The organism is Agromyces agglutinans (genome assembly GCF_009647605.1).
GTDB lineage: Bacteria > Actinomycetota > Actinomycetes > Actinomycetales > Microbacteriaceae > Agromyces > Agromyces agglutinans.
In genome coordinates this window covers 554,409-570,241 of record NZ_WJIF01000002.1, presented here as the reverse complement: position 1 = coordinate 570,241, position 15,833 = coordinate 554,409, and the positions used below count along the sequence as shown (strand labels likewise).

The window sequence follows — 15,833 nt, the reverse complement described above, 5'->3', positions numbered from 1 at the left end:
GGCGGGCCGGGTCGCGAGTCGGCGGGCGGGATGCCTCCCGCCCAGCCCATGCCGCACCACGAGGGTTCGGCGACGAGCGCTCCACGCCGGGAGGACCACGAGCCTTCGCGATGGCGTTCGGTCTGGCGGCAGCTGCCGCTGCTCGGCGCGCTCGTGCTGCTCTGGATCATGCTGTGGGACCACATCGACGTCCTCACGGTCGTGACCGGCGTCCTGCTGGCGATCGGAGTGACCCGCGCGCTCTACCTGCCGCCCGTGCTGCTCTCCGGGCGCTTCAATCCGTGGCGCGGGCTCCTGCTCGGCCTGCGCATGATGTTCGACGTCGTGTCGGCGTCGGTGCAGGTCGCCGTGCTCGCCATCTGGCCGTGGTGGAAGCCGATGAACTCGATCATCGCGGTGCAGCTGCACACCCGCAGCGACCTCGTGACCACGCTGACGGCCGAGGCGATCTCGGTCGTGCCGGGCACGGTGGTCGTCGACATCGACCGCGAGCGCGGGCTGCTCTACCTGCACGCGCTCGGCACCCGCACGGCCGCCGACGTGCACCGCACCCGCCGGCACGTGCTCGGCACCGAGGAGCGCATCGTGCTCGCGATGGGCACGCACGAGCAGGCCGCCTCGGTGCGGCAGGAGCGACGCGAGCGGCGGGCCGCCCGAACGGAGGAGCACCGATGACCTTCCTGAACTGGATCAGCATCGCGGCCGGCATCATGTTCGGCATCGGCGCGATCGCGGCCGTGATCCGCATCATCCGCGGCCCGTCCATCCTCGACCGCGCGCTCGCGACCGACGTGCTGCTCGCCATCGCGATGTGCGGGCTCGGCGCCGAGATGGCGATCAACCGGCACACCGACACGCTCGTGGTGCTGCTCGTCCTCGCGATGTTCGCCGTCGTCGGCTCCATCTCGATCGCGCGGTTCATGGCGAAGCAGGATGCCTCGTGAACGCGGTCGAGATCGTCGTCGGCGTGCTCATCCTCGTGAGCGCGTTCCTCTCGATGGCGGCCGGCATCGGCATCCTCCGCTTCCCCGACGTGCTGACCCGCCTGCACGCCGCGACCAAGCCGCAGGTGTTCGGCCTCGCCGCCGTGCTGCTCGCGATCGTGCTGCGGGTGCCGACCTGGGGGGTCGTGACCACCGCCGTGCTGATCATGACGTTCCAGCTCCTGACCCAGCCCATGACCGCGCACATGCTCGGACGCAGCGCCTACCGCACCGACCACGTGCGCCGCGACCTGCTCATCGAGGACGACCTCGAGCGCGACATCGAGGAGCACGCGCAGTCCTGACGGGCGCTCGGCGCTCGGCACCGCCGTCATTCCCCCGCCCGACCTCGCCCGCTCGACGACCCGAATTCGCATTCAGGAAGAACGGCGCGACACGCCGTGGAACCGCCGGCGGCACGCGGGCTGCGCGCTGGAAGTTCCTGAATGGGGCGGACCGGGGCCACGGGGCACTGGGGGCCACAGGGCACTGGGGCGGAGCGGGCACTGGGCCGGGGCCTCAGCCCCGGCCGGTGAACTCCGGCCTGCGCTTCGCCTGGAACGCCGCGAAGCCCTCGCGGTAGTCGGCGGTGTCGCAGAGCGCGGCCTGCGCGCGGTTCTCCTCGGCCATCGACGCCCAGAGGCCCAGGCGGTCGTCGCGGAGCGCGGCGACGAGCCGCTTCGACGCGACGAACGCCTGCGTCGCGCCCTGCGCCGCGGTGCGCGCCGCGGCGCGCGTGGCATCCGTCACCTCGTCGGCCGGGAACGCACGCGAGAACAGGCCCGCGGCGACCGCCTCCTCGCCCGTCATCAGCCGCCCGGTCACGATGAGGTCCATCGTCCGATGGGCGCCCAGGCGTTCGACGAACAGGGCGTGCCCACCCGAGTCGAGCGTCGCGCCGAGGTTGGCGAACGGCGACCCGATCTTCGCAGAGTCGGCGACGTACACGATGTCGCTCGCGATGAGGAGGCCGAGCCCGACGCCGAGGCACGCGCCGTGCGCGACCGCGAAGGTCGGCACGGGCAGGCCCGCCATCAGCTGCAGCAGCGGCTCGACTCGGCCGCCGAGGTAGCCGAGCACGTCGTCCTCGCGCGGGTCGACGCCCGAGATGTCGCGACCGGCGCAGAACGCGCGGCCCTCGCCGCGGAGCACCAGCGCCCGGATGTCCCCGCGATCGGCCAGCCGCTCGGCCTCGCGGTAGGCGTCGGCGAGCTCGCCCAGCGCGGCCTCGTCGAGCGCGTTCAGCTTCTCCGGTGCGTTCAGCACGACCTCGGCGACGTGCGCCTCACGGTCGACGTTGAACTCGATCATCCCCACTCCGTTCGCTCCCTCTCCGGTCTCTCCCGCCCCACTCTCGCGCCGAGTGATGACGAGATGTCGCGAGCGAGGTCGAAATGGCGGCCGCCCGGTGGCAGATCGTCATCAGTCGGCGATCGGATGCCGCGGGCAAGGGCCGGGCGCGCGAGGCCCGGCGCGGGGGCGTCAGACGTCATAGTCGACCACCACGCGGTCGCTCGTCGGGTGCGACTGGCAGGTGAGCACGTATCCGGCGTCGAGCTCGTCGGGCTCGAGCGCGTAGTTCTCGGTCATCCGCACGCTGCCGTCGACGACTCGCGCCCGGCAGGTGCCGCAGACGCCGCCCGCGCACGCGAACGGCACGTCGGGGCGAACGCGCAGCGCGGCGTTGAGGATCGACTCGTTCGCCGACACGGGCGACTCGACCGTCGAGGACTGCCCATCGAGCGTGAACTCGACGGCATACGTCTGCTCGCCCTGCTCGATCACGACCGGCCGCCCGTGGCGCGGCTCGACCCGGTCGGCGTCGGTCGTGAACAGCTCGTAGCGGATGTGCCTCGCATCGACGCCGCGCGCCTCGAGCGTGTCGCGCGCGAGCTGCACGAGCTCGAACGGCCCGCACAGGAACCACTCGTCGACCGTCTCGGGGCGGATCAGCAGGTCGAGCATCGTCTCGAGCTTCTGCTGGTCGATGCGCCCGGAGAGCAGCGGCGCGGTGCGCTGCTCGCGCGAGAGCACGTGGTGCACCGCGAGGCGGGCGGGGTAGCGGTCCTTCAGGTCGGCGAGTTCCTCGAGGAACATCACGTCGAGCGTCGACCGGTTCGTGTAGACGAGCTCGAACGTCGAGTCGTCGGAGCGCGCGAGCACGGTGTGCGCCAGGGCCATGAGCGGGGTGATGCCGCTTCCCGCGGCGATGCCGACCACGCGGCGGCCGTCGAGATCGGCCAGGGTCGACGTGAACGTGCCCTGCGGGCTCATCACGTCGAGCGTGTCACCGGCCTTCAGCTCGGCGTTCGCCCACGTCGAGAAGAGCCCGCCGAGGTCGCGCTTGATCGCGACCGAGATGCTGCCGGTGCCGCCCGCCGAGCGCTCTGGAGGTCGGCAGATCGAGTAGCTGCGCCGGCGCTCGTGGCCTTCGAGTTCCTTGCGGAGCGCGACGTACTGGCCCGGCAGGTAGTCGTACTCGTCGACGAGGTCTTCGGGCACCGCGAAGGTCACCTCGACCGAGTCGGCGGTGAGCGGGCGCACCTCGGCGACCTCGAGCGTGTGGAAGCGCGCGCGACGGCGCGTCGAGCGGGCGGATGCCTCGCCCCCGACCGTCGCGGCGAGGAACGCCTCGGCGACATCCACCGCCGGTCGGGTGGCGCCGAGGTTCGCGGCCGCCATCAGAGCACCTTGAAGTAGTCGAAGGGCTCGAGGCAGTCGCGGCACTCGTACAGCGCCTTGCACGACGTCGACCCGAAGCGGGCGAGCTCGCGCGTGTTCAGCGAGTCGCAGCGGGGGCACTTGACGGCCAGCTGCACGCGCACGGGCCCGGCGTCGCGTGCGGCGGCCTTGCCCGTCGGCGCCTGGATGCCGTAGCGGCGCAGCTTCTCCTTGCCGGCCTCGGTCATCCAGTCGGTGGTCCACGCTGGTGCGAGCACGAGGTCGACGGTGACGTCGTCGAACCCCGCGTGCGTGAGCGCGAGCAGCACGTCGTCGCGCATCGCGTCGAGCGCGGGGCATCCGCTGTACGTCGGCGTCAGCGCGACGCGCACCGCGCCGTCGTCGCCGACCTCGACCGAGCGCAGCACGCCCAGGTCTTCGATGGTGAGCACCGGGATCTCGGGATCGGTCACCGTCGCCGCGACCGCCCAGACGTCGGCCGCCGTGGGCCGAGCCACCGCGCCCGTCACCATGACGCCCCCGGATGCTGTCGCGCCAGCACCTGCATCTCCGCGAGGAGCGGACCGAGGTGCTCGGTGTGGCCGCCGTGCCGACCGCGGCCCGCGGCGATGAACGCCGTGCGACCGGTGGGCCGCTCGAGGCGCGCCTCGTCGAACACCGCGTCGATCGCGGCGTCGAACCGCTCGCGGAGCGACGACGGCCGCACCGCGACGCCGGAGGCTTCGAGGCGCTCGACGAGCTCGTCGTCCTCGAACAGCTCGTCGACGTACGGCCAGGTGTCGGCGATCGCGACGATCATGCGCCGGCGCGACTCGTCGGTGCCGCCCGCGAGCCGCAGGGTCCACTGCACGGCGTGGTCGCGGTGGTAGTCGACCTCCTTCACCGCTTTCGCCGCGATCGCGGCGAGCGTCGGGTCGGTCGAGTCGGCGAGGTCGCCGTAGAGCTCGAACAGGTAGGCGGATGCCACGAGCTGACGCGCGATCGTGTGCGCGAAGTCGCCGTTGGGCTGCTCGAACAGCCAGGCGTTGCGCCACTCGGGTTCGTCGCGCCAGTAGGCGAGGTCGTCTTCGGTGCGTCCCGTGGCGGTGCCCGCGTAGTGCAGCAGCGAGCGGGCGTGACCGATGAGGTCGAGGCCGATGTTGCCGAGGGCGACGTCCTCCTCGAGCTCGGGGGCGCGCGTGATCCACATGCCGAGCCGCTGCGCGAGCACGAGGGCGTCGTCGCCGAGCCGGAGGGCGTACTCCGCGGCATCCGGTGACGCGGTGGAACCGGTGCCGGTGAGGCCGGCACCGGCGAGCTCCTCGGCGAGCTCGACCCGGTCGACGGTGACGTCGCCGTGGGTCTGCTCGCTCACAGGTGCTTCACCCCCTCGGACTTCGTGTAGTACACGGCGTGCCGGTAGTTCTTGCCCGCCGGGCTCTCGAAGAACGCGCCCTTCGCGTCGGGGTCGCTCGTGGTGATCGCGACGGCGGGCACGACCCAGATCGACACGCCCTCGTTGCGGCGCGTGTAGAGGTCGCGCGCATTGCGCACGGCCATGTCGGCGTCGGGCGCGTGCAGCGACCCGACGTGCACGTGGCTGAGGCCGCGGTTGGCGCGGACGAAGACCTCCCAGAGGGGCCAGGGCTCGGTGCCCGTCTCGCCGGGGGTGCTCATGAAGGTCTCCTCGAGGTCTCGATGCGCTGCACTCGACCGCCGGTCATGCCGCGGCGCTCTGCTCGGCCTGCTTGCGGGCGTACTCGGCGGCGGCTTCGCGCACCCACGCGCCCTCGTCGTGGGCCTCGCGGCGACGCCGCAGGCGCTCGGCGTTCGCGGGACCGCGGCCGGCGAGCACCTCCTCGAACTCGGTCCAGTCGATCTCGCTCATGTCGTAGCGCTGCTCGGCCTCGTTCCAGGCGAGGTTCGGGTCGGGCAGGGTGACGCCGAGCACCTCGGCCTGCGGCACGAGCATGCCGACGAAGCGCTGGCGCAGGTCGTCGTTCGAGAACCGCTTGATGTTCCACGCCATCGACTGCGCCGAGTTCGGCGACTGCTCGTCGGGCGGGCCGAACATCATGAGGCTCGGCCAGTACCAGCGGTCCACCGCGTCCTGCGCCATCTGTCGCTGCGCCTCGGTGCCCTGCATGAGCTCGAGCAGGATCTCGAATCCCTGCCGCTGGTGGAACGACTCCTCCTTGCAGATGCGCACCATCGCGCGCCCGTACGGACCGTACGACGCCCGGCACAGCGGCACCTGGTTGCAGATCGCGGCGCCGTCGACGAGCCATCCGATCGCACCCATGTCGGCCCACGTCGGCGTCGGGTAGTTGAAGATCGACGAGTAGCGCGCGCGGCCCTCGATGAGCTGGGCCATCATCTCGTCGCGCGAGATGCCGAGCGTCTGCGCGGCCGAGTAGAGGTAGAGGCCGTGGCCCGCCTCGTCCTGCACCTTGGCCATGAGGATCGCCTTGCGCTTCAGGCTCGGCGCGCGCGTGATCCAGTTCGACTCGGGCTGCATGCCGATGATCTCGGAGTGCGCGTGCTGGCTGATCTGGCGGATGAGGGTCTTGCGGTACGCCTCGGGCATCCAGTCGCGGGGCTCGACGCGCGAGTCTGCCGCGATGAGCTCGTCGAACCGGGCCCGGCCGGCCTCGGCGGCCTGCGGGTCGCCGGCCACGCTCAGGTCTGCGGGTGCGGTCATCATCGACTCCTGTGTGCTCGGTACCGAACGCGTGGCATCCGGTATTACTAACCGATCGTTCAGTTAGTATATAGTCGATTCCAGCGCCGCTGCAACGGGCGCCGAACTCGATGAGGAGTCGCCAATGACGGATGCCGCAACGCAAGCCACCGCCGAAGCAACCGAGGCCGGCGATCCGGCGACGGATGCCCCGCGCCCGACCCGCGCGATGATGCAGCGCGACCTCGCCTCCGCCTCGCTCGGCATGGTCGTCGAACGCGACGAACCCGGCCTCGCGGTCGTGTCGATGCGCGTGCGCGAGGACATGACGAACGGGTTCCGCATCACCCACGGCGGGCTCGTGTTCACGCTCGCCGACACGGCGTTCGCCATCGCGTGCAATGAAGACGACGCGGTCACCGTCGCCGCCGGGGCCGACATCACATTCCTGAAGTCGACCGTCGCCGGGCAGACGCTCACCGCCACCGCGGTACGCCGCACGCGCTCGGGCCGCACCGGCCTCTACGACGTCTCGATCGTCGACGAGCACGGCGACGCCGTCGCGGAGTTCCGCGGCCGCTCGCTCTCGACCAACCGATCGTCGGTCGAGTAGCGCGAAGCGTATCGAGACCACGAATCCAACCCAGGAGCCCCCCGTGTCGACGACGACCCTCCCCCACACGACCAGCGTCTCCGGCATCGCGCCGCCGGCGCCCGCCGACCTCGACCCCGAGGAGCGGATGTCCCGCACCGAGCTCGAGGCGCTGCAACTCGAGCGGTTGCAGCAGACCGTGCGGCACGCCTACGCGAACGTCCCGCTGTACACGCGCAAGTTCGACGAGGCGGGCGTGCACCCGAGTGACATCCGTTCGCTCGACGACATCGCGAAGCTGCCGTTCACGACCAAGGCCGACCTGCGCGAGACCTACCCGTTCGGCATGTTCGCCGTGCCGATGGAACAGGTGGCGCGCATCCACGCGTCGAGCGGCACCACCGGGCGCCCGACCGTCGTGGGCTACACGAAGGGCGACCTCGAGCGCTGGGCTTCGCTCGTCGCGCGGTCACTGCGCGCGAGCGGCATCCGGCGTGGCATGAAGGTGCACAATGCGTACGGCTACGGGCTGTTCACGGGCGGGCTCGGCGCCCACGCGGGCATCGAGGCGCTCGGCGCGACCGTGATCCCGATGTCGGGCGGGCAGACCGCGCGCCAGGTGCAGCTCATCCGCGACTTCGAGCCCGACGCGATCCTGTGCACGCCGAGCTACCTGCTGACGATCGCCGACTGCATGGTCGAGCAGGGCATCGACCCACGCTCGACATCGCTGAAGGTCGGCGTGCTCGGCGCCGAGCCGTGGACGAACGAGATGCGCCACGAGCTCGAGCAGCGCCTCGGCATCGACGCGCTCGACATCTACGGACTCAGCGAGGTGATGGGCCCGGGCGTCGGCAACGAGTGCGTCGAGACGAAGGACGGCCCGCACCTCTGGGAGGACCACTTCCTGCCCGAGATCATCGACGGCGACACCGGCACCCCGCTGCCCGACGGCGAGATGGGCGAGCTCGTCTTCACGTCGCTCACCAAGGAGGCGTTCCCGGTCATCCGCTACCGCACGCGCGACCTCACCCGCCTTCTGCCGGGCACGGCACGCCCCGGCATGCGCCGCATGGAGAAGATCACCGGCCGCAACGACGACATGATCATCCTGCGCGGGGTGAACCTCTTCCCGACGCAGATCGAGGAACTCGTGCTCGGCATCGAGACGCTGACGCCGCACTTCATCCTCGAGCTGACGAAGGCCGGCCGTATGGACGCCATGAAGGTGCGCATCGAACGCCACCCCGACCTCTCACGGGAGACCTGCGAAGCGGCCGCCGTCGTGCTCGCCCAGAAGATCAAGGTGCACATCGGCACGAGCGTCGAGGTGCAGCTCGAGGAGCCCGGCGCGCTGCCGCGCAGCGAGGGCAAGTACCGGCGTGTGTACGACCTGCGCTGAGCCGCGCCGCGGCCTCTGCGCTCCGCGCCACTTCGGCACTCGTCGCGCCGGTTCAGGTGGCGCGGAGACTCCGGAAGTGGCGCAACGGCCCTCCGGACGGGCGAGATGCGAGGATGAGGGCGATGTCTGAGAACGGATCCCTCCGCAGGGGGCGCCCCGGCTACGACCAGCAGGGGATCCTCGACGTCGCGATCGCGGCCTTCAACGAGTACGGCTACGACGCGACGTCGATGGGCGTGCTCGCCGAGCGGCTCGGCCTCTCGAAGTCGGCGATCTACCACCACTTCGCGTCGAAGGACGAGATCCTCGATCGCGCGCTCGACACCGCCCTGAGCGCGCTCGAGCGCGTCGTCGACGAGACGGACGCCGCAGGCTCCCGCGCCGCCGACCGGCTCGATCGCGTGCTCCGCGGCGCCGTGCACGTGCTCGTCGACCAGCTCCCGTCGGTCACGCTGCTCCTGCGCGTGCGGGGCAACACCGAGGTCGAGCGTCGCGCGCTCGGGCGCCGGCGCGCGTTCGACAAGCGCGTGACCGCCCTCGTCGCCGAGGCGCAGGCCGAGGGCACCCTGCGCTCGGACATCGACGTGCGCATCGTCGAGCGGCTGCTGTTCGGGATGATCAACTCGATCGTCGAGTGGTACCGCCCTGGCGGCGAGGAGGACGCCGACCGCCTCGCCGACGACGTCATCGCGATCGCGCTCGACGGCCTGCGCATGCCGACCTCGAACCGCGTCGAACAGCTGCTCGGCTGAGGAGCGAAGCAGGCGGTCAGGCTTCGGGGTCGGCCGCAGGGGCCCGGCGGCCCTGGGAGTCGCGCGTTTCGGCATCTCGGGCCGCGGCGGCCGCCTCGGCCGCCTTGACCGCCCACTTCGGCGTCTCGCCGTAGCGCTGGAACGAGACCAGCTCGCCGGCCGCGCTCTGGTCGATGACCTGCTGGAACCGGCGTTCGCGGGTCGCCTCCTGCTTCGCGGTGAGCACCCAGTGCGCGACCTGCCGTCGATACGACGGCGTCGCGGCCGCCCAGAACGCCGCGGCAGCCGGGTTCGCGGCCAGGCGCGCCGCCTGCTCGTCGGTCCACTCCTTCGCCGGGCTCTCGTGCGAGTAGACGCCCGTGCGGTCGGCCCGCCGCCGTTCGAAGGCGGCGATGCCGGCCGGATGCATCCGCCCCTCGGCCGTGAGCCGCTCGATGTGCGCGATGTTGACGGCCGACCAGATGCTCGAGGGCTTGCGCGGAGACCAGCGTTGGCGCACCGCGTCGTCGTCGATGCGCTGGGCGACCGAGTCGATCCAGCCGAAGCAGAGCGCCTCGGGCACCGCCTGCTCCCACGTGATGGGGCGATCGGCGACGTGCCGCTTGTACAGCCCCATCCACAGCTCGGTCGCCGTGTCGTGGTTCGCCTCGAGCCAGGCCCGGAACTCTTCGGGCCCCGAGAAGAAGATGGCCGGCCGTTCCGGCGTACCGCCGGGCGTGCCGATCTGCGCACTCATGGCCCGATTCTGCCAGCGCCCGCCGACACGCGGCAGGCTCGACTCAAGCGGGTCGCGCCCGATGCATCGACGCGGCCCGGTGGCTCGCGCGACGGCTCCGGCGAGCGTGCGAGCCCTCGGGCACCTCGGCGACCGCGCGCTCCTCGCGGCGTTCGGCGGCGACCCGGCGGTGCTCGAGTTCCCGCTCCAGTCGGGCGTCGTGGTCGGCGACGAGGTGGGGGAAGGCGTACTCCGAGATGAACATGGCGACTCCGATCCGGCTTGGTCATCCCAGACTCGTCGCTGAGGTGCCGGCCGGGCATCGGGCGGATGCCGTATTCCCCGGCGGCCCGCACGGCGGCACCGGCTGTGGCCCTAAGCAGCCGCCGCGCCTCGCCTAAGCCGGCTGCGCCTCCCGCGTCTTCGCGACCAGCGTCAGCACGTCGTAGGTCGCGACGAGCTCGTCGCGCTGGTTCTTCAAGACCGCGTCCCAGCGCACCTCGCCGTACTCGTCGGTTTCGCGAGGCGAGATCTGCTTGGCGGTCAGTTCGACGCGCACCGAGTCGCCGGGCGAGACGGGCGTGATGAAGCGCAGGTTCTCGAGGCCGTAATTCGCGAGCACGGGGCCGGGTGCGGCATCCACGAAGAGGCCCGCCGCCCACGACACGAGGAGGTACCCGTGCGCCACGCGGCCCGGGAAGAACGGGTTCGCGGCGGCGGCTTCCTCGTCCATGTGGGCGTAGAAGGTGTCGCCGGTGAACTCGGCGAAGGCCTCGATGTCCTCGAGGCTCACGGTGCGCGAGCCGCTCACGACCTGGTCGCCGATGCGGAGTTCGGCGAGCGACTTGCGGAACGGGTGCTCGCCCTCGGGCCGGGCCGCCGCGCCCGCGTGCCAGACGCCGGTGAGGGCGGTCAGCATCTCGGGCGAGCCCTGCACGGCCGTCCGCTGCATGTGGTGCAGCACGGCGCGGATGCCGCCGAGCTCCTCGCCGCCACCCGCGCGGCCGGGGCCGCCGTGGACGAGGTTCGGCAGCGGCGAGCCGTGGCCCGTCGAGCTGCGCGCGTCGTCGCGGTCGAGGAACAGCACGCGCCCGTTGTACGCGGCGATGCCCGACGCGAGCGCGACGGCGACCTCGGGGTCGTGCGTCGCGACGCTCGTCACGAGCGAACCGCCGCCTCGGGCGACCAGCGCGGCCGCCTCGGCGAGCGACGTATACCCGACGACGGATGCGACGGGCCCGAAGGCCTCCACCTCGTGCAGGGCGGGGCTCGAGGCATCCGCGAATCGCAGCAGCATCGGCGAGACGAACGCGCCGTCGGATGCCACGCCGGTGGTGCCGTCGGTGCGCATCACGGCCGGGGCATCCGTCGAGCCGATCACGAGCTCGCCGCCCGCCTGCTCGAGCTTGCCGACCTGGCGGAGCACCTCGTCGCGCTGGGTGAGCGAGGCGAGTGGCCCCATCGTCACGCCTTCGGCGCGCGGGTCGCCGACGACGACGCGCTCGGCGATGCGCGCGCGCACCGCGTCGATGACGGCGTCGACGGATGCCTCGGGCACGATCGCCCGTCGGATCGCAGTGCACTTCTGCCCCGCCTTCGAGGTCATCTCGACGACGAGCTGCTTGACGTACGCGTCGAACTCGGGGGTGCCGGCGACCGCATCGGTGCCGAGGACGCTGGCGTTGATGGAGTCGGTCTCGACCGTGAACCGCACGCCGCCGGTCTGCACGGCGGGGTGGGCGCGCAGACGCTCGGCGGTGGAGGCCGAGCCGGTGAAGGCCACGAGGTCGCCGAGGCGCAGGTGGTCGAACAGGTCGGGCACGCTGCCCGAGACGATCTGCAGCGACCCGTCGGGGAGCAGGCCCGATTCGACGAGGATGCGCACATACGCCTCGGTGAGGTATCCGGTCGGGGTCGCGGGCTTCACGAGCGTCGGCACGCCGGCGAGGAACGCGGGTGCGAACTTCTCGAGCGAGCCCCAGACCGGGAAGTTGAAGGCGTTGATCTGCACGGCGACGCCCGGCAGGCGCGTGTAGATATGCCGGCCGAGGAATGAGCCGTCCTTCGAGAGGTTCTCGACCGCGCCGTCGACGTACACCTTGGCGTTCGGCAGTTCGCGCCGACCCTTGCCCGAGTACGTGAAGAGCACGCCGATGCCGCCGTCGACGTCGACCCACGAGTCCTGCTTCGTCGCACCGGTGCGGCTCGAGACGGCGTAGAGCTCGTCCTTGCGCTCGGTGAGCGCGAGGGCCATCTGCTTCAGCAGCACGGCCCGCTGGTGGAAGGTGAGCTCGCCGAGTGAGCCCTGGCCGACCGTGCGCGCGTACTCCAGCGCGGCGCCCAGGTCGAGGCCCTCGGTCGACACGCGCGCCACGAGTTCACCGGTCGACGCGTCGTGCACCTCGGCGGCGGATGCCTCGGCCGAGGTCTCGGGGGTCCACCACTCGCCTCGGACGTAGCTGGGCAGGATCTCGGTCATCGGGTGTCTCTCCTTGTTCGCACGTGGCCGCTGCGCCACTTCGCGGGCCTGCGCGCCACCATGACTGGCGCGGACGCCGCCGAAGTGGCGCAGATGCTGGGGTCGGGGGTCGGGCGCACGCTCACGGGGCATCCCAGGTGTAGAAGCCGCGGCCGGTCTTGCGGCCGAGGTCGCCCTCGGCGACCATGCGGCGCAGCAGCGCGGGCGGCGCGAATCGCTCGCCGAGCGTCGACGAGAGGTACTCGGCGATGCCGAGCCGCACGTCGAGTCCGACGAGGTCGGTGAGCCGCAGCGGGCCCACCGGATGCTTGTATCCGAGCGTCATGGCGGCGTCGATGTCCTCGGCGCTCGCGACGCCGTCCTCGAGCATGCGGATCGCCTCGAGCCCGAGCGCGACGCCGAGGCGCGACGAGGCGAAGCCCGGCGCGTCCGCGACGACGATCGGGGTCTTGCCGATCGCCCGCACCCACTCGCGCGCGTCGGCGACCAGGGCGGCGTCGGTGGCGGCGCCGCGCACGATCTCGACGAGCTGCGAGGCCGGCACGGGGTTGAAGAAGTGCATGCCGAGGAAGCGCGAGGGCCGGTCGAGCAGGGCCGCGAGCTCGTCGATCGAGATCGATGACGTGTTCGAGGCGAGGGCCGCGTCGGCGCCGAGCACGGCCTCGACTCGCGTGAGCGCCGCGATCTTCAGCTCGAGGTCCTCGGGCACGGCCTCGACGACGAGGCCGCAGCGCGCGAAGTCGCCGAGGTCGGTGCTCGTCGCGAAGCGGCTCGCGTAGGCGGCCGCGTCGTGGTCGGCGGTGCCACGGGCGACGGAGGCCTCGACGGACTCGAGGACGCGCGCGCGGGCCGCGGCCGCGGCATCCGCATCGCGCTCGACGACCGTCACGCGCGACCCCGCGAGCAGGAACGCGTGCGCGATGCCCGCGCCCATGCGACCGCCGCCGAGCACGCCCACGTCGGCCGGCGCCCCGGCTCGCGTCGATCGAGGAGCGCCGGACGAAGCCGTCGATCGAGGAGCGCCCGACGAAGGAGGACGCGTACCGATCTCACCCATGTCGCTCACGTCCGCCTCCGCTCGAGGAACTCCGTCATCCGCCGCATCTTCTCGGGGCTCTCGAAGAGTTCGGCCTGTTCGGCGAGGTCGGCGTCGGGGTGCGCGGCCCGCGGCAGGCGCATGACCCGCTTGGTCGCCATGGTGGCCGCGCGATCGTTGCGTGCGATGCGGTCGGCGACGGCGTGTGCGGCCGCCAGCAGCTCGGATTCCGCGTGCAGCGACGAGACGAGCCCGATCGCGAGCGCTTCGTCGGCCTCGACCGTGCGGCCGGTGAGCAGCAGCTCGGCGGCCCTCGCGTCGCCCACGATCTCCTTCAGCCTCCAGCTGGCGCCGGCCGCGGCGATGATGCCGAGCCCCGTCTCGGGGTTGCCGATCTTGAGCGCGGGCGTCGCGATGCGGATGTCGGCCGCGTACGCGAGTTCGGCCCCGCCGCCGAGCGCGTACCCGTCGAGCGCGGCGATCACGGGCATGGGCAGTTCGGCGACGCGGATGAACGCGTTCGCGTTGATGCCGCGGCGCGCGTCGTCGGCGCGACGGTCTCGCAGCTCGGCGATGTCGGCGCCGGATGCGAACACGCCGCCGGCGCCCGTGAGGATGAGGATGCGCGGCTCGGCCTCGAGCTCGGCGCACAGCGCGTGCAGCGCGTCGACGGTGGCCTGGTCGATCGCGTTGCGCCGTTCGGGGCGGTCGAGCGTCGCGACCACGCGGTCGTCGAGGCGCTCGACGCGCAGCGGACTTCCATCGCCGGTCGAGGAGCGAGCGTCGGCGAACGTATCGGGGCCCATCACACGCGCTCCACGATCAGCGCGGCACCCTGGCCGACGCCGACGCACATCGTCGCGAGGCCGTATCGCGAGTCCTCGCGCTCCATGCGGCCCAGCAGGGTGACGACGAGTCGCGAACCGGATGACCCGAGCGGATGCCCGAGCGCGATGGCTCCGCCATCGGCATTGACGCGCGCCTCATCGAGGCCGAGCCGGCGCATCGACGCGAGCGACTGGGTCGCGAACGCCTCGTTCAGCTCGATCGAGCCGAGGTCGTCGACGGCGAGGCCCGATCGCTCGAGCGCCTTCTCGGTCGCCGGCACCGGGCCGAGGCCCATGATCTCGGGGGCGAGGCCGGCGCTCGTGCCGACCACGACCCGCGCACGCGGGGCGAGGCCGTAACGCTCGACGGCGGCGCCGCTCGCGACGAGGATCGCCGAGGCGCCGTCGTTGAGCGAGCTCGAGTTGCCGGCCGTCACGACCGAGCCGCCGGGCACGACCGGACGCAGCGCGGCGAGCGCCTCGAGCGTGGTCTCGGGGCGCGGACCCTCGTCGACGAGCACCTCGCCGCGGTGGGTCGGCACCCCCACGATCTCGGCCTCGAACCGCCCGCCCGCGATGGCGGCGGCCGCGCGCTGCTGCGATCGCAGCGCGAAGGCGTCGGCCTCGTCGCGCGTGATGCCGTCGACGCGGGCGACCTCCTCGGCCGTCTCGGGCATGGCGTAGGTGGCCTTGTCGCGCGCGAGCAGCTTCGGGTTCGGGAAGCGCCAGCCGATCGAGGTGTCGTAGGCGGCGCCCGGCTTCGCCCAGGCCTTCTCGGGCTTGGCCTGCACCCACGGCGCGCGCGTCATCGACTCGACGCCGCCCGCGATGATCAGGTCGGCGTCGCCCGCGCGGATGGCCTGCGCGGCCATCGTGATCGCCGACAGGCCCGAGGCGCAGAGCCGGTTCACCGTGATGCCCGGGACCTCGTCGGGCAGGCCCGCGAGGAGCACCGACATCCGCCCGACATTGCGGTTGTCCTCACCGGCCTGGTTGGCGGCGCCGAGGATCACCTCGTCGATCGCGCCGAGCTCGCCCGCCCGGTCGAGTTCGGTGCGCCGCACGAGCTCGCCGACGACGAGGGCGGCGAGGTCGTCGGGGCGGACCCCGGCGAGCGCGCCGCCGTAGCGGCCGACGGGCGTGCGCACGCCGCCGACGAGGAAGGCCTCGGGCATGTGGGCTCCTGACTGCGTTGTCGTGGGTTCGAACCGGTCAGGTTCACCGACGGAGCGTTTTACTGACCGAGCGTTCGGAAAGTAATTATGGCATGGCGGCCCGGGCCCCGCCACTCGCCTGCCTCAGGCGCGGTCGCGAATCCGATCGCTGCGCGCGACGAACGTGGCGGCGACGAGCGTGCCGAGGCACAGCACCACCGACGACGCCGAGATCCAGACATTGCCGTGCATCGCGCCGATGAAGGCGTCGATGCCGAGCACGATGGTCAGCACCACCGCGACCGCGAGCAGCGCGTCGTCGGAACGGAACATCGGTGCCACGAGTGCGAGCACGAAGATCGCGATGCTACGGGCCGCGGCGAAGAGGGCGTCGGCATCGCCGAGGCCCTGGTCGACGATCGCGCCGCTCGTGTGCGCGAGGCCGACCCCCGCCCCGATGAGGACGACGACGTAGCAGATCCAGAACGATGCGCCGCGTGCCGCGGTCCTCTTCGGTTCAGCCATGCCCCCAGCGTGGAGGGCCGGAGCGAC

General features: G+C 72.0%; 19 protein-coding genes. 6 read left to right on the top strand and 13 right to left on the bottom strand.

Annotated features, from left to right (window positions below):
- The first annotated feature begins 30 nt into the window (after positions 1-30).
- From GE115_RS05870 to mnhG, 3 genes are read left to right on the top strand one after another with little or no spacing between them, the layout of a single operon-like run.
- Positions 31-675: a Na+/H+ antiporter subunit E gene (locus tag GE115_RS05870; protein WP_172979724.1), complete on the top strand. Its 645-nt coding sequence runs from the start codon at positions 31-33 to the stop codon at positions 673-675.
- On the top strand, positions 672-944 hold the full coding sequence (locus GE115_RS18775; RefSeq protein WP_153683806.1) for an MrpF/PhaF family protein: 273 nt from the start codon (positions 672-674) through the stop codon (positions 942-944). Before GE115_RS05870 ends, GE115_RS18775 begins: the two co-directional genes overlap by 4 nt.
- The gene (gene mnhG / locus GE115_RS18770) at positions 941-1,288 is read left to right on the top strand and encodes a monovalent cation/H(+) antiporter subunit G (protein ID WP_312854935.1); all 348 of its coding nucleotides are present in this window, start codon (positions 941-943) and stop codon (positions 1,286-1,288) included. Before GE115_RS18775 ends, mnhG begins: the two co-directional genes overlap by 4 nt.
- Before the next feature lie 214 nt (positions 1,289-1,502).
- Here the strand turns inward: mnhG and GE115_RS05855 are convergent, their stop codons facing one another.
- From GE115_RS05855 to paaA, 6 genes are all read right to left on the bottom strand, one after another.
- A complete protein-coding gene (locus GE115_RS05855; protein ID WP_153683805.1) occupies positions 1,503-2,294 on the bottom strand; it encodes an enoyl-CoA hydratase/isomerase family protein in 792 nt (263 codons plus the stop codon).
- A 171-nt stretch (positions 2,295-2,465) separates the two neighbouring features.
- The gene (paaE, locus tag GE115_RS05850) at positions 2,466-3,665 is read right to left on the bottom strand and encodes a 1,2-phenylacetyl-CoA epoxidase subunit PaaE (RefSeq protein WP_153683804.1); all 1,200 of its coding nucleotides are present in this window, start codon (positions 3,663-3,665) and stop codon (positions 2,466-2,468) included.
- A complete protein-coding gene (paaD, locus tag GE115_RS05845) occupies positions 3,665-4,177 on the bottom strand; it encodes a 1,2-phenylacetyl-CoA epoxidase subunit PaaD (protein ID WP_153683803.1) in 513 nt (170 codons plus the stop codon). Before paaD ends, paaE begins: the two co-directional genes overlap by 1 nt.
- Positions 4,171-5,019, bottom strand: coding sequence for a 1,2-phenylacetyl-CoA epoxidase subunit PaaC (gene paaC / locus GE115_RS05840; RefSeq protein ID WP_312854934.1), 849 nt, complete (start codon positions 5,017-5,019; stop codon positions 4,171-4,173). Before paaC ends, paaD begins: the two co-directional genes overlap by 7 nt.
- Entirely contained in the window at positions 5,016-5,321 is a 306-nt protein-coding gene (gene paaB / locus GE115_RS05835) for a 1,2-phenylacetyl-CoA epoxidase subunit PaaB (protein WP_153683802.1), read from the bottom strand. Before paaB ends, paaC begins: the two co-directional genes overlap by 4 nt.
- Positions 5,322-5,364: 43 nt before the next feature.
- Positions 5,365-6,345 (bottom strand): 1,2-phenylacetyl-CoA epoxidase subunit PaaA, encoded by a 981-nt coding sequence (gene paaA / locus GE115_RS05830; RefSeq protein WP_376765694.1) that lies wholly within the window; start codon positions 6,343-6,345, stop codon positions 5,365-5,367.
- 124 nt (positions 6,346-6,469) lie between these two features.
- On the opposite strand from paaA, the gene paaI reads away from it, so the two are divergent.
- The 3 genes from paaI (at position 6,470) to GE115_RS05815 (ending at position 9,070) form a co-directional block, all read left to right on the top strand.
- Positions 6,470-6,937 (top strand): hydroxyphenylacetyl-CoA thioesterase PaaI, encoded by a 468-nt coding sequence (gene paaI, locus GE115_RS05825; RefSeq protein WP_153683800.1) that lies wholly within the window; start codon positions 6,470-6,472, stop codon positions 6,935-6,937.
- 127 nt (positions 6,938-7,064) lie between these two features.
- The gene (gene paaK / locus GE115_RS05820) at positions 7,065-8,318 is read left to right on the top strand and encodes a phenylacetate--CoA ligase PaaK (protein ID WP_153683950.1); all 1,254 of its coding nucleotides are present in this window, start codon (positions 7,065-7,067) and stop codon (positions 8,316-8,318) included.
- Between the two features lie 122 nt (positions 8,319-8,440).
- Positions 8,441-9,070 carry a TetR/AcrR family transcriptional regulator gene (locus tag GE115_RS05815; RefSeq protein ID WP_153683799.1) on the top strand — a complete coding sequence of 210 codons (630 nt, stop codon included), beginning with the start codon at positions 8,441-8,443 and terminating at the stop codon, positions 9,068-9,070.
- A gap of 16 nt (positions 9,071-9,086) precedes the next feature.
- Here the strand turns inward: GE115_RS05815 and GE115_RS05810 are convergent, their stop codons facing one another.
- The 7 genes from GE115_RS05810 to GE115_RS05780 form a co-directional block, all read right to left on the bottom strand.
- Complete coding sequence (locus GE115_RS05810; RefSeq protein WP_153683798.1) at positions 9,087-9,806, bottom strand: YdeI/OmpD-associated family protein; 720 nt, start codon at positions 9,804-9,806, stop codon at positions 9,087-9,089.
- 43 nt (positions 9,807-9,849) lie between these two features.
- Positions 9,850-10,050: a hypothetical protein gene (locus tag GE115_RS05805; RefSeq protein WP_153683797.1), complete on the bottom strand. Its 201-nt coding sequence runs from the start codon at positions 10,048-10,050 to the stop codon at positions 9,850-9,852.
- A gap of 132 nt (positions 10,051-10,182) precedes the next feature.
- Complete coding sequence (gene paaZ, locus GE115_RS05800) at positions 10,183-12,264, bottom strand: phenylacetic acid degradation bifunctional protein PaaZ (RefSeq protein ID WP_153683796.1); 2,082 nt, start codon at positions 12,262-12,264, stop codon at positions 10,183-10,185.
- Between the two features lie 121 nt (positions 12,265-12,385).
- A complete protein-coding gene (locus GE115_RS05795) occupies positions 12,386-13,222 on the bottom strand; it encodes a 3-hydroxyacyl-CoA dehydrogenase family protein (protein WP_312854933.1) in 837 nt (278 codons plus the stop codon).
- Positions 13,223-13,326: 104 nt separating this feature from the next.
- On the bottom strand, positions 13,327-14,106 hold the full coding sequence (locus GE115_RS05790; RefSeq protein ID WP_153683795.1) for an enoyl-CoA hydratase/isomerase family protein: 780 nt from the start codon (positions 14,104-14,106) through the stop codon (positions 13,327-13,329).
- Complete coding sequence (locus GE115_RS05785; RefSeq protein ID WP_153683794.1) at positions 14,106-15,302, bottom strand: acetyl-CoA C-acyltransferase; 1,197 nt, start codon at positions 15,300-15,302, stop codon at positions 14,106-14,108. Before GE115_RS05785 ends, GE115_RS05790 begins: the two co-directional genes overlap by 1 nt.
- Before the next feature lie 123 nt (positions 15,303-15,425).
- Complete coding sequence (locus GE115_RS05780; RefSeq protein ID WP_153683793.1) at positions 15,426-15,806, bottom strand: hypothetical protein; 381 nt, start codon at positions 15,804-15,806, stop codon at positions 15,426-15,428.
- Between the last annotated feature and the right edge of the window lie 27 nt (positions 15,807-15,833).